Origin of the sequence: Numidum massiliense (genome assembly GCF_001375555.1) — a bacterium.
GTDB classification, from domain to species: Bacteria; Bacillota; Bacilli; order Thermoactinomycetales; family Novibacillaceae; genus Numidum; species Numidum massiliense.
This window is the reverse complement of sequence record NZ_CTDZ01000009.1, coordinates 2,364,855-2,378,330: the sequence shown is the minus strand read 5'-3', so window position 1 is coordinate 2,378,330 and position 13,476 is coordinate 2,364,855. Positions and strand designations below refer to the sequence as shown.

At 51.2% G+C, this 13,476-nt stretch carries 9 protein-coding genes; 4 read left to right on the top strand and 5 right to left on the bottom strand.

Annotated features, from left to right (window positions below; genetic code table 11):
- Nucleotides 1-42 precede the first annotated feature (42 nt).
- The 3 genes from BN1247_RS11280 to BN1247_RS11270 all read right to left on the bottom strand — a co-directional run bounded on the left by BN1247_RS11280 (nt 43) and on the right by BN1247_RS11270 (nt 2,655).
- Nucleotides 43-1,197 carry an acetoin utilization protein AcuC gene (locus BN1247_RS11280; RefSeq protein ID WP_054950472.1) on the bottom strand — a complete coding sequence of 385 codons (1,155 nt, stop codon included), beginning with the start codon at nt 1,195-1,197 and terminating at the stop codon, nt 43-45.
- Complete coding sequence (locus BN1247_RS11275) at nt 1,194-1,838, bottom strand: CBS and ACT domain-containing protein (RefSeq protein ID WP_054950471.1); 645 nt, start codon at nt 1,836-1,838, stop codon at nt 1,194-1,196. Before BN1247_RS11275 ends, BN1247_RS11280 begins: the two co-directional genes overlap by 4 nt.
- A 175-nt stretch (nt 1,839-2,013) precedes the next feature.
- A complete protein-coding gene (locus BN1247_RS11270) occupies nt 2,014-2,655 on the bottom strand; it encodes a GNAT family N-acetyltransferase (protein ID WP_054950470.1) in 642 nt (213 codons plus the stop codon).
- A 231-nt stretch (nt 2,656-2,886) separates the two neighbouring features.
- On the opposite strand from BN1247_RS11270, the gene acsA reads away from it, so the two are divergent.
- Nucleotides 2,887-4,605: an acetate--CoA ligase gene (gene acsA, locus BN1247_RS11265; protein WP_082415911.1), complete on the top strand. Its 1,719-nt coding sequence runs from the start codon at nt 2,887-2,889 to the stop codon at nt 4,603-4,605.
- 157 nt (nt 4,606-4,762) lie between these two features.
- On the opposite strand, the gene BN1247_RS11260 is transcribed toward acsA, so the two are convergent.
- Nucleotides 4,763-7,888 (bottom strand): transglycosylase domain-containing protein, encoded by a 3,126-nt coding sequence (locus BN1247_RS11260; RefSeq protein ID WP_054950469.1) that lies wholly within the window; start codon nt 7,886-7,888, stop codon nt 4,763-4,765.
- An 808-nt stretch (nt 7,889-8,696) separates the two neighbouring features.
- Here BN1247_RS11260 and tyrS point away from each other — a divergent pair.
- Nucleotides 8,697-9,896, top strand: coding sequence for a tyrosine--tRNA ligase (gene tyrS, locus BN1247_RS11255; protein WP_231633434.1), 1,200 nt, complete (start codon nt 8,697-8,699; stop codon nt 9,894-9,896).
- 51 nt (nt 9,897-9,947) lie between these two features.
- Here tyrS and rpsD read toward each other — a convergent pair whose 3' ends face one another.
- Entirely contained in the window at nt 9,948-10,547 is a 600-nt protein-coding gene (gene rpsD / locus BN1247_RS11250; protein WP_054950467.1) for a 30S ribosomal protein S4, read from the bottom strand.
- Nucleotides 10,548-11,058: 511 nt separating this feature from the next.
- Here rpsD and BN1247_RS11245 point away from each other — a divergent pair.
- Both BN1247_RS11245 and BN1247_RS11240 read left to right on the top strand, forming a co-directional pair.
- A complete protein-coding gene (locus BN1247_RS11245; protein WP_082416052.1) occupies nt 11,059-12,015 on the top strand; it encodes a permease in 957 nt (318 codons plus the stop codon).
- A gap of 238 nt (nt 12,016-12,253) precedes the next feature.
- Complete coding sequence (locus BN1247_RS11240) at nt 12,254-13,366, top strand: TIGR03943 family putative permease subunit (protein ID WP_054950465.1); 1,113 nt, start codon at nt 12,254-12,256, stop codon at nt 13,364-13,366.
- Nucleotides 13,367-13,476 lie beyond the last annotated feature (110 nt).

Sequence of the window (13,476 nt, the reverse complement as noted above, 5' to 3'; positions counted from 1 at the left end):
CACGACCCATCCGAGGACGGGGACACCCGTGGATGTCCTCGCTTACGGTAGGAAAGAGAGCACGCGCGCCACGGTGCGCTCGTTTTTCTCCGTTATTTCAGCACGGCGCGGAATCGGTTGCCACAATTCTACGGGGTCAAACATTGACGGTGGGAGCTTAACGGGGCTCTTCGGCTGCCACTCGTTTACCCACGCTTCTGGCAAGGCGACGTTGCCTACATGGCGGTCATTCATTTCCGCCCACAACAGTGTCCACGCACGTGGCACGACGCGCCAGCGGTCGTAACCGCCACCGCCTAAGGCGACCCAACGTCCGTCACAGTACGCATGGGCCAGCTCGTGGACGAGACGCGGGATTTCCCGGTAAATGCGCATACTCGCCGCGAGGTGGGTGAGCGGGTCATAGCGGTGGGCGTCGCAGCCGTGTTGGGAGATAATGAAGTCGGGCCGGAATCCAGCGACGAGTTTGGGCAATACGGCCTCGAGCGTTACTAAGTAAGAATCGTCCTCGGTAAACGCATCTAGCGGCACGTTAATTTTTAAGCCATACCCTTTGCCAGCGCCCCGCTCGGTCACATCTCCCGTGCCAGGAAACAAGTAGCGCCCCGTTTCGTGGATCGAGAACGTACACACTAAGGGATCGTCGTAAAACGACCACTGCACCCCATCGCCGTGATGGGCGTCTGTATCGATGTACAAAACGCGCATGTCCGGAAAGCGCTGCTGCAAATAGGCAATGCCGACGGAAGCGTCGTTGTAAATGCAAAAGCCCGACGCCTTGCCGCTCATCGCGTGGTGCAGGCCACCCGCCAAATTGAGTGCATGGGAGCTGTCACCGCTTACAACTTCGTCGATCGCGGCTAACGTGCCGCCGACGATTCGCGCTGTCGCTTCGTGAACGCCGGGGAAGACAGGCGTATCTTCCGTATCTAACCCCGCTTCAGCTAGATCATCTTCCGCATAATCGTTGCCAGAGCATTTTTTGATGAGGTCGATGTACGAGCGGTTATGTACGAGCGCCAATTCGTCGTCGGTTGCGCGCCGAGGTGCGAGCAATTGCTCGTCTGCGATAATATCCAATGCCCGCATTAAGCTGTACGTAAGCTGGACTCGCTGTTGATTGAACGGGTGGTCGTCGTGAAAGTGGTAGCGGGTAAAGGCGTCGGAGTAGACGAAGCGCGACTCGCGTTTTTTCATAACCAATCGTCCGGCTCCTTCGACGGCCACAAGACATTGAATCCTTTCTCTTGCAAACGGTCGACGAGTTTGCGCGTATCGATCGTCTGCACGCGCATCACCAAATGCTTGACGCCTTCCGTTTGTCTTGGAAAGATGAGCACACTCGTCACGTTAATTTTAAACGCCTTTAAAACGACCGCCACATCTGCTAGTAATCCCGGACGATCGGGTAGGGCGATTTCAACCCGCTGGCTCGGAATATTGACGCCCATCAGTTCGATTAACGTGCGGAGAATATCTTTTTTTGTAATCATACCGACGACTTTGTTAAGCCGCACGACCGGTAGACAACCGACTCTGTTTTCGTACAAAAGCAGTGCGGCGTCTTCAATAAAATCGCGTGGGTGCGCCGTAATGACTTCCTTAGTCATGATCGATGAGACCGGCTGCGCCAAAATGCGCGTATCGTCCTGGCGTTCCAGAGTGGACGGGAGCGCCGCGCGCAAATCGCGATCAGTGACGACGCCGACGAGACTGTCTTGTTCGACGACAGGCAAATGGCGAATGTTGTATTTTTCAATGATTTGTACCGCCGTACGGATCGCGTCAGTCGGATGGACCGTTTTGACGTCTGTCTTCATGATTCTCTCTACTAACATTACGCATCCCTTCTAACATTACAGAGTAGTTTATACGATGCATGAGTGCGAATAGCAGCGTTGTGAACGTCAATAACAAGTGCCATTTAGATGCAGCGACGAAGGAGAAGGCGCGGCGCAGCGTGCCTTCCAATAGCAACGCATCCAACGCATCCCCTAATAGACGAGCGCCTCCTTAGTACATGTAGCGACGCTGAAAGCGGATTTCGTTGAACTGCTCGATCGACTCCTGTGGTACGTTTTTTCCGATGCGCACCATTAAACAGTTGGCCGGATGAGCAGTTATTTCCGGATCGTCCGTCGCGTAAACTTCCATGCCGATGCTGCCCATCACTTTTTCCATCACTTTGCGGTACTCCCAGACGGAGAGTCCCGTGCCTTTAAGATCCCAGTGCCAGTAGTACTCGGTCGTCAAGACGATGTAGTTTTCCATGTAATCGTCCATGTAGGCGGTTTGCAGCAGCCTTTTTCCGAGACCGAGGGCACGGAAAGGCGGTGCGACTTCAATTGCCCCTAATTCTAGCAAATCGACCTGCTTTCCTTCCGACCAGCGTTCGAGTGGATCGGGATACAAAAACGTCACGTAGGCGACGACGTTTTTGCCATCGGTCGCTTGAATAATGCGTCCTTCTGGTAAATCGGCAATTTCGGCAATGGCGCGCTGTTGTTCGGCGGGCGGCCGGAAGGCGACTAACCCGGGGTGAAACGGTAGTTGCAATACTTCTTCTCCAGTTACGGGTCCCCTAACAGTGAGCACCCGCCCCCCCTGCGCTCCTGCATCAACTTTTTGTTCGTACACCGTTTTAATGTGTTCCATCGCTGTCCCCTTATTGTCTTAAGGCGTTTTCCCCTATTATACACGAGTTTCACTCCTTTTTTGAATTAATTGTATGGCGAAATTGTTGAGTTGTTAATGGTTGCCATCTCCTAAATCGACATTGCGCATTATTAACACTATGCTATAATAAAGAACAAGAAAGTATATAAAGTATCCAAAGAGTAGAGGTTTGTTTAACCGCTTACACATTTATTAAGAGGAGGTTTGCTTGTGCAAACGGAAGTCATCCGTACAGTAGATCCGGAGAAGCATAACTTGACCAATTACGAAGAAGCCTACCGCAATTTTGATTGGAAAGAGGTTGAAAAAGCATTTTCCTGGTATGAGACGGGTAAGGTGAACATTGCCTACGAGGCCATCGACCGACACGCCGAAGGCGAGCGCCGCGACAAAATCGCCCTTTACTTTAGCGATGCCAAACGCGAGGAACAATATACGTTCACCGATCTTAAGGAACGCTCGAACCAGTTTGGCAACGCGCTCCGCAACATCGGGATCGGGAAAGGAGATCGCGTCTTTATTTTCATGCCCCGTTCGCCGGAGTTATATTTTAGTTTATTGGGCATTGTAAAAATAGGGGCAATCGCCGGCCCGCTTTTTGAAGCGTTTATGGAAGGAGCTGTCCGCGACCGTTTAGAAAATAGTGAAGCGTGCGCTATCGTAACGACGCCAGAGCTACTTGACCGGGTACCGACGGACGATTTGCCAGCGCTCAAACACGTCATTCTCGTCGGTGGGGAGGGTGACTTGCCGGAAGGGTATTACCGTTATGCGGACGTGATGGAGAACGCTTCCAAGGAGTTAGACATCGAATGGGTCGATCGCGAAGACGGGATGATTCTCCACTATACGTCAGGTTCGACGGGGAAGCCGAAGGGCGTGTACCACGTCCACAACGCGATGATCCAGCAGTACCAGACGGCGAAGTGGATTCTCGATTTTCAGGAAGACGATGTTTATTGGTGTACGGCTGACCCGGGCTGGGTGACGGGAACGTCGTACGGTATTTGGGGGCCGTGGTTGAATGGCGTGACGAGCGTCGTCCGCGGCGGCCGTTTTAGTCCCGACGATTGGTATGCGACGTTAGAGAAGTACCGCGTCACCGTTTGGTACAGCGCGCCGACCGCCTTCCGTATGTTAATGGGGGCGGGCGAAGAAGTGGTGCGAAAATACGACCTTTCCTCAGTGCGTCACATTCTCAGTGTCGGGGAGCCGCTAAACCCCGAAGTCGTCCGCTGGGGTGAAAAAGCTTATGGGAAGCGCATTCACGATAACTGGTGGATGACGGAGACGGGGGCAATCATTATTTCTAACTATCCGTGTATGGACATTAAGCCTGGTTCGATGGGCAAGCCGTTTCCCGGGATTGAAGCGGCGATTGTCGACGACGCGGGCAATGTTCTCCCTCCGAACAGGATGGGCAACTTAGCGATTAAGGCGGGATGGCCAGCGATGATGCGCGCCGTTTGGAACAACGAGCCAAAGTTTAAAAGTTACTTCCAAGCGGATGGCTGGTATATTTCCGGTGATACGGCACACATGGACGAGGACGGGTATTTCTGGTTCCAAGGCCGCGTGGACGATGTCATTATTACGTCTGGCGAGCGCGTCGGGCCCTTCGAAGTGGAAAGTAAACTCGTCGAACATCCGGCAGTAGCCGAAGCCGGGGTCATCGGGAAACCTGACCCGGTACGTGGGGAAATCATTAAGGCGTTTATCGCTTTGCGCAGCGACTACGAGCAGACAGATGAACTGAAGGAAGAAATCCGCACGTTCGTGAAAAAAGGCTTGGCTGCTCACGCTGCGCCGCGTGAAATCGAGTTTAAAGACAAGCTGCCGAAGACGCGCAGCGGGAAAATTATGCGCCGCGTGCTGAAGGCGTGGGAGCTGGATTTGCCGGCGGGCGACTTGTCCACGTTAGAAGACTAGGCCACAGAACTAGTGTCACGTAACTAGTGTGGGGAAATTAGCGGGCCTAGCTAGCCCCTCGTTAGTTTGTCGCGCAGAACGTTATTCGCATATCGTGCATGCACCGTAAAAAAAGCCTTGCAAGGGAAATCCCCCATTGCAAGGCTTTTAATGTGACTTAAAGCTGTAGCAGTAACGCGATCAGGAACAATTCCCGCGGAAAATTCAAGTACGCAGTGTTACTGCTAGCCTGTTTATCTTTATCGCTGGATGCACCGTCCTTATCCTTTTTAGGCGGTGCACCGTCCTTCTTGTCTTTATTGTCTTTGTCTGGCGGTGGCGGTGCTTGTTGTTGCTTGCCCGTCACTTGGATCGTATTCGACTGCCCGGATCGCCCCGTATCATTGGCTGCGACGACATAATAGGAGCGTGTTCCGGTAAAGCTGCCGGCGTGCGTATAACCCGTACCGCCGACGGCGGCAATTTGCTTAAAGCCGCTGCCGTCGTTCATAAAGATAAGGTATTGGTTGACGCTACCGCTACCCGATGGTTGCCACCGCAAGTTGACACTGTTGCCAGTAAATTGGCCGCTCAGCCCAATAGGTGCCGACGGTTTGGCGGGTTTATTCGGCTTATCCGGTTTTCCCGGCTTGTCTGGCTTGTCCGGCTTCTCTTCTTTAGGTGGCTTTTGTGAGATATTCCCGACGACGTTAGAAGGTGCCGATTCGATCCCCACGACGTCGACCGCTTTAACGAGGTATTTCGCATTAGCATCACCAGAATAACCGGTCGATTGATCGAGGCGGATGCTGGCCACTTTGGAAAATTTTTGTCCGTCGGTCGAACGGTATACGCGGTAGCCGACGACGCTCTCTTGCCCTGTGTGTCCCCAGCTGACCGAGCCGCCACTTCCACTTATGCGCGGCGCTCGTGGCGTACCTTCACTCGTGCGCGGATCTTCTTTTATGTCGGGATCGCTCACGTCGCCGCGAATGACCATGTCATCCGGTGTTTTGTCGTTGGCAATGTACGTACTGCCCTTGAATTTAACGGTGCGCCCCTTTTCCTTCTTATTGTGGTAGTCACATTCTTCCTTAGGCACTTGCCCCACCTGGAACAGTTCAGTCATTGTTGCTTTGTGCGAGCGGCAAGCGGCGGTGGCCCGTTTACCGGAAATTTTACAAATCTCGACACTGACGAGATCGCGCGGGTGCACAAAACGCGAACCGGGTGGAGACAATTTTGGCTGCGTTTTTTGAATCGCGTGGAAGAACCGCGTCCACATAATCATCGCTAAATTTTGGTCAGGTTTTAAGAAAGGATCTGACTTCTCATAATCATAACCAGCCCAGACGCTAATCGTGATTTCGGGCGTGTAACCGACGAAATACACATCTTTTTCATATTCGGCTGTCCCCGTTTTCCCGGCGACGTCGAAAGAGCCACTAACGTTTGGACCGACCGTGCCAGAAGCTGTACCTTTGCGTACGACACCGCGCAACATGTCGGTGAGCATATAAGAAGCCGACGGAGACATCACTTGCTCCCCTTTAACTGTATGCTCGTAAATCACTTTTCCTTCCGCATTTTCGATGCGCGAGATGAGGAACGTCTTATGAAATTTGCCGTTGTTGCCGAACGTGGCGTACGCCCCAGCCATTTGCTCTGGTGTAAAGACGTTTGAACCTAGTACGCCGGAGATGACTTGTTCTTCTGGTGGCACGGGCATGTTCAGCTTGGCCAGAAACTTATAGCCGTTCTCCACCCCGAGTTTGCGGTAAAACGCGTCGACAGCTGGTATGTTAAGCGACCACTCTAAAGCTCTCCGGACTGTCGTGCGTCCCCCTGCGGAAAAACTGTAATCGAAGTTGTTCACCCTATACCCCGATGTTACTTGAGCGGCTTTCGCGTTGTCTTCTAAGACCGAGCCCGGCTGCAGCACACCAGCGTCGAGTGCCGGTGCATAGGCAAGCAGCGGCTTCATCGTCGAACCGGGTTGCTTGCGCGAGTCGAGGGCGCGGTTTTGAATGTTTTTCTTGTCCCGGCCGCCGACGAAGGCGAGAATGGCACCCGATTTATTCTCGACGACGACAGAGCCGATTTGCTCTTTTGCCGATAGTTTTCCTTTAATTCCTGGCACAGATACCTTCATTTCGGGTTTGTAGTGTTCGTACGTTTCCACAGACTTATTGATCGCGTCGTGCAGCTTCAGATCGACCGTCGTATGCACGCGGTACCCGCCTTCGGCAGCACGCGTTTTGTATTGCTCCAGCAGCTCATTGTACTTCTCCGGTTCCAGCTCTTTAAGCTTGTAACCGTCCAGCTCCATCAGCTTCTCCGCTACGCGCAGTTGAATTGCCTCATAAAGGTAAGGGTACTGCTCGTAAACGTACGGTTTAGCTTTCGTAAGCGACTTCTTAATATTGAACGCTTTCGCTTCTTCGTATTGTTTTGCCGTAAGTTTGCCGTTGGCGAGCATGCGGTCGAGCACGGTTCGTTGCCGCTTCAGGCCTTCTTTTAACGTATCTTCTTTAAACGGGTTGTAACCGTTCGGCTGCTGCGGCATCCCGGCTAAGTAAGCCGCTTGCGCAATGTTGACGTCTTTCGCACTGACGCCAAAAATTCCTTTTGCGGCTGCTTCGATGCCGTACATATGTTCCTTGCTCGCTCCTTGCCCGAAATAAATCTGGTTTAAATACGATTTAAGAATGTCCTCTTTCTCGAACAGGCGGTCTAGTCGCAAGGCGAGGAAAATTTCTTTTGCTTTACGCGAGTATGTTTGATCGGTGTCTTTCAAAACAGCGAGTTTCACGAGTTGCTGTGTAATCGTACTTCCGCCGGTCGACACCGCGCTTCCCGCGAGGTCTTGGGCGGCAGCGCGCATGAGCGAGCGTGGCACAATGCCATCGTGTTCGTAAAACTCTTTGTCTTCGGTGGATATAAATGCGTCAATAATGTATGGCGATACGTTTTTAAGTTCGACGAGTACGCGATCGTTCGCGGTGCGGAGCTCCCCAGAGCCGATTGGTTTTCCGTTGCGATCGTATATGTAACTCGTTTGCCACGATTCCATTATGTCGGCAGCCATTTCTTCTTTACTCGGAATGGGCTGGTCTTTCACGAGAGATGCGACCAGTCCGGCAACCGTCCCGAAGCCAATAAAACCAGCCAAAAGCCCTACTATAACAATTGTTAAGACGAACACCATGAAATATTTACATAAACGAAACCATAAAGGCTTTTTCCGGTAACGCGGTTTAGGCGTATGCGGTGTTTCAGGTGCTTTGTCCGGTGTTTCTGCCATATTCGCCCCTCCTTATTTCAGCTAACATTATACCATAGTAAAGCAAGTCTACCATACAAATTTTTCCGGTCACGCTGCGAGGTATGATCCTACATTGATATAGACGTATAATGTGCATAAAAAGTTGCGGCAAGCGAGATCTTTTTCGTTTATATTCATATGAAGAGAGCGAGGCGCTATGCCGTTTTTTTTTGTGGCAATTATGCGGGCGGGATCTGTATGGCGTAAAAATGGGCAGAACGGTCCTAATAGGTTGCGTCTGGAGCGCGATGTATAGCAAATTGGAGTGGCATTGCATTGACAATGGTCGTAGCAGCATGGTATATATGAGGGTAACTAAAAAACCATACGCCATAGCGTTGAATAAGTGCTAGTAGTCCAAGCGACCCTTCGAGAGGCGCAAGTCTCGCCAGAGAGTCGGTGGTTGGTGCAAACCGATGAATTCGCTGGAGACGAATTACAACTTAGGAGCTTGTGCTTGACACCGGGTGACGCCGTTAACCGTAACGAAGCGAAGTGACAACTGTTCTTCACAAGGGTGGTACCGTGGATGTGAAACATCCGCCCCTTGCTGGAACAGTTTTTTTATTTGTCAAAACAAATGTGTATACAGCCGTATGAGATACACAGGCTGAACTAGCTGAAAGGAGATCTAAAGAAAGTGACAGACGCAAACGGACAAAAAGGTGTACAGCAGCAAAAATTAGAGCACAAACCATTAAATGAGGAACAAACAGATCAGGTAAACGAGGAACAGACCGATCAGGTAAATGAACAATTAGAACGAGAAGTTGCGCGGCAGCTAAAAATTTTGCGCCGCGGTGTCGTGGACGTCGTCCCGGAAGCCGCATTGGCGGAAAAAGTGCGGGAATCGATCAAGGAGAAACGACCGCTTAACGTAAAATTAGGCATAGACCCGTCCGCACCTGACATTCATATCGGACATACGGTCGTCATCCACAAGCTGCGGCAGTTTCAACAGCTGGGGCACAAAGTGCAACTGTTAATCGGCGACTTTACGGGACGGATCGGCGACCCGAGCGGGCGGTCGGAAACGCGTAAACCGCTCTCCGAAGAACAAGTGCTAGCTAATGCACGGACGTACCAGGAGCAAGTGTTTAAAATTTTGGATCCGAAACTGACGGAAATCCACTTTAACAGTGAATGGTTGGCCAAGCTTTCGTTTTCCGAAGTATTGTCGTTAGCGTCGCAAATGACCGTCGCTCGCATGTTGGAGCGCGACGATTTTGAGAAGCGGTACAAAGCGAATCACCCCATCGGCGTGCACGAATTTTTTTATCCGCTCATGCAAGGGTACGACTCGGTCGCGCTCGAAAGTGATGTCGAGCTAGGCGGGACGGACCAAACGTTCAACGTCCTTATGGGCCGGCAGTTACAGCGCGAATTCGGGAAAAAAGAGCAAGTGGCAATGACACTACCGCTCCTCGAAGGCCTAGACGGGGAAAAGAAAATGAGCAAGAGTCTCGGTAACTACATCGGCATCGACGACGAGCCGGGCGACATGTACGGTAAAGCGATGTCCGTCCCTGACGCGTTGATGCTAAAGTACTTCGAACTGGCAACCGACTTGTCGCTGGAACAGTTCGAGACGTTAAAGCAGCAATTAACGGAAGGCACGATGCACCCGCGCGATGCAAAAATGTTACTCGCGCACACCTTCGTCCGCATGTACCACGGAGAGGAAGCGGCCGCCGAGGCAGAAGAACGCTTTAAGACAGTGTTCCAGCAGCAGGCACTCCCGGAAGACATTGCGGAAGTATCTGTGCGCGCAGTGGACTTAGATGATGGGAAAATGTGGATCGTGAAACTGCTCACCCATCTCGGGCTCGTTGCCTCGAACGGAGAGGCGCGGCGGATGATCCAACAAGGGGCGGTCAAACTGAATGAGCAAAAAATGCCTGCGGCCGACGTCGATGTCGCGGTGACAGACGGACTCGTCGCCCAAGTCGGCAAACGCAAATTTGCCCGCGTCAAATTAGAAAAGTAACAAAAAAGCACCCCGCTGAAGGGGTGCTTTGTTTTTGCCGTTTTTTCACTATTAACGGGAGTAAAATTCAACGATGAGTGTTTCGTCAATTTCCGACGGAAGCTCGGCCCGTTCCGGTAACCGCGTGTACGTGCCAACTTTTGTGTTATCGTCGAACGTCAAGTATTCCGGCAAGAAGTTTCTCGTCTCGAGCGCATCTTTGACGATGTTCAAGTTGAGGCTTTTTTCTTTCAAGCTGATCGTATCGCCAGGTTTTACTTGGTAAGACGGGCGGTCAACTTTTTTACCGTTAACGGTAATGTGACCGTGCGTGACGAGTTGCCGAGCTTGTGCCCGCGTACGGCCTAAGCCGAGGCGATAGACGAGGTTATCCAACCGCGATTCCAACAGGATCATGAAGGTTTCCCCGTGAATCCCTTGCATTTTGCCCGCTTTGTCAAACAAGCTGCGGAATTGCTTTTCGTTCATGCCGTACATGTGGCGCAGTTTTTGTTTTTCTTGTAGCTGTACGCCGTAGTCACTCATTTTGCGGCGTTGGTTCGCGCCGTGTTGTCCCGGCGGGTACGGCCGCTTCAGTTCTTTACCCGTGCCGCTTAACGAAATGCCTAAACGGCGGCTTAATTTCCACTTTGGTCCAGTGTAACGTGCCATTTGGTCATCAATCTCCTTCACATCATTTGTTTGATTAGGAGCAACAAATGATGGGATGTGCCTGATTTCTCACACAGCCTGGATAGCACAGGTCTGTGAAGCGGCTCGCCCATAAATGCCGCGGTAACGAACCTAATCAGTGAGGGTGATCACATCACCATACGTTTGCTATCCTCGATCCAACTCGTACAACCCGTGTTGCACAAACGAATTATATCTTACTGCTGTAGTCATGTCAACGATTGCCGCGTTTTGCTGCGTGTTTTAGCCTTACGTCTGCACGGTACGCTTGCAAGCAACTTTAAACAAAACACAAAAAAATGTTGCGCTGGAGAAAACGTTCGTGTAAAATGGGCTAATAAAACGTAATAATTACGTTTATCGTCATATGGATTGCCGCTTAAACACGTCGGTTTTACATACGTAAAGTTATCAAATGGAGTTGATAATAGCTGTGAGAACGGCCAAATGGATTCAGTCTTCCACTGTTAACATTGTCGGTATTGCGATCATGTTATTCGTAACATTTCTCGTTTTTACCGATCTGACAACTTGGACGAGTCAGTGGGTGACCGTACCTTCGTCATTCCTTACACTGAATACGATCTTCCTCAGTATTTTAATCGAGGCGTTACCGTTTGTACTACTCGGCGTGCTGATTGCAGGAGGGATTCAAGTGTTCGTCACCGAAGATCACATGCGTCGCTTGATTCCAAACAACAAAATACTGGCGGTCGGCATGAGTGCCCTGTTAGGCGCGCTGTTTCCGGCGTGTGAATGCGGGATTGTCCCGATCACGCGTCGCCTAGTGGCGAAAGGTGTGCCGATTTACGCCGCCATTGCTTTTTTGTTGACTGGACCGCTCATCAACCCGATTGTTGTCTTTTCGACGTACATGGCCTTCGGACACGATTGGCGCATGACGACGTTGCGCGCTGTCGTCGGCTTCTTTGTTGCAGTTGCGATCGCGTGCGTCATCAGCCTCCTATTTAAAGGCTCGCAATTAAAACGTGACCCGTCACTAGGGACCGTTATAACTACTCCTACCCGCCCCCCGTTGCGTGAACGCGTGGAACACATGTTAGTACACGCGATTGACGAGTTTTTTTACGTCAGTAAATTTTTGATTATGGGCGCTTTTTTAGCGGCAATCGTGCAAACGTACGTCGCTTCTAGTACGTTGACGTCGCTCGCTTCAGGTTCAGCGAGTTCGTCGCTCGTCATGATGGGACTGGCCTACCTACTGTCGCTATGTTCCGAAGCGGATGCGTTTGTCGCTGCTTCGTTCCAACATGTGTTTCCAACAAGTGCACTACTCGCCTTTTTAATTTACGGACCGATGCTCGATTTGAAAAATACGATCATGATGTTAGGCGTGTTCCGGACGAAATTTGTGCTCGTATTTGCCATCGTGACGACAGTGACTGTCTTTGGCGGCATCATGCTCGCACAAGTTTGGATCGGGTGAACGGAAGTTGGATGAGAAAAGTCATGGAGGTGGGGTGCAGGTGGCATGATGAACCAAGGTGGGATGTGGATAGCATTGAAGGTGAACCTAGATTGGATGTGGATGGCGTTGAAGGGTGAACCTAGATTGGATATAGATGGTGTGGAGGCTAAATCCAGGTTGAGTGTTTTTGTATGGATGGGATGTAGAGGGCATGAAGGTCGATGAGTGTCGATTGAGTGTTAGGGGGAAAGATAAGGTGGGAAATTTCTTTCAGCAGTTGTTAAAAGCGCTCATTTTGCTGTCTTTTGCCGGGTTTTTGTTCAAGCTGTCTTATACAGGTGAGATTAGTAAGTACATTAATTCACAGTTCGTGACGCTTAGTCAACTCGCAGCACTTCTGTTAGTGTTTTTGTTCGTCATTCAACTGCAACGTCTCTTTAGCGGGCAACGGGAGGAAGGTAGGCAGCGCCAAACGACGGGTGCGTGCGGTGTGACCGATCACGGTGCCGTGCGTAGCGAAGACTGCAGCCATCACGTGCGCTGTGATCCTCATCAGGCGGTAAATAATGCGATGGAACAAGAGGCCTGTTGCGACGCTGATCACGGGTTTAGCGGCAAGTGGTCGCTGAAACAGTTTCTATCGTATGTGATTATCGCCATTCCGCTACTGACTGGTTTTTTGCTGCCGATCCAAACGCTTAACGCGGAAATCGCTACGAAAAAAGGGATGATGCCATTCGCGGCACAAGGGCAAAGCGCTGACCAGGGTAATGGAGTAGGTACACAAGAGGAAGGTGATCGCCCTGGCGAAAACGGCACAACCGAGGAAGGCGGCGGAGCAGCGAGCGAGGAAGCAGGTGGGACAACCGCAGCGGAAGCAACTGACGATTTGTACACAAATAACGCCATCGATGCATACGACGACGAGGAAGCGCCCGGAGACGAGATCATCGTTGACGACGGACCGGACGAGTATTACGGAAAGATGCGAGACGAATTGAAAAAACAAGACGTCATCGTATTCACTGAAGAAGATTTCGTGCAACATTACAGCGTAATGTCGATCTACCCGGATGAATTCGTGGGGAAAAAGATCAAACTGACTGGCTTCGTCTACAAAGAAGAGGGGATGGCAGCAGACGAACTAGTCGTCGGTCGCTTTGCCGTTACGTGCTGTATCGCCGACTCCAGTGTCCTCGGTTTCTTATCTCAAATTCCTGAAGCCCAAGAGATTGCTGCCGATACGTGGCTCGAGATCGAAGGCAGCCTTGAGACGACGTTTGTGGACGACGTGGAACTTCCATATGTACATGTTACCGAGTGGCGGGAGGTCGAAGCGCCCGAAACACCTTATGTATATCCGTTTTGAGACGGCGGACGAGGCGTTTTCATAAGTTCGCCTTTTTTTTGTCCGTAGCTTCTTGACAGGTGTATCGTTCAAAGATACAGTAAAAGTATAAACGATCCAAAACGTTTTGG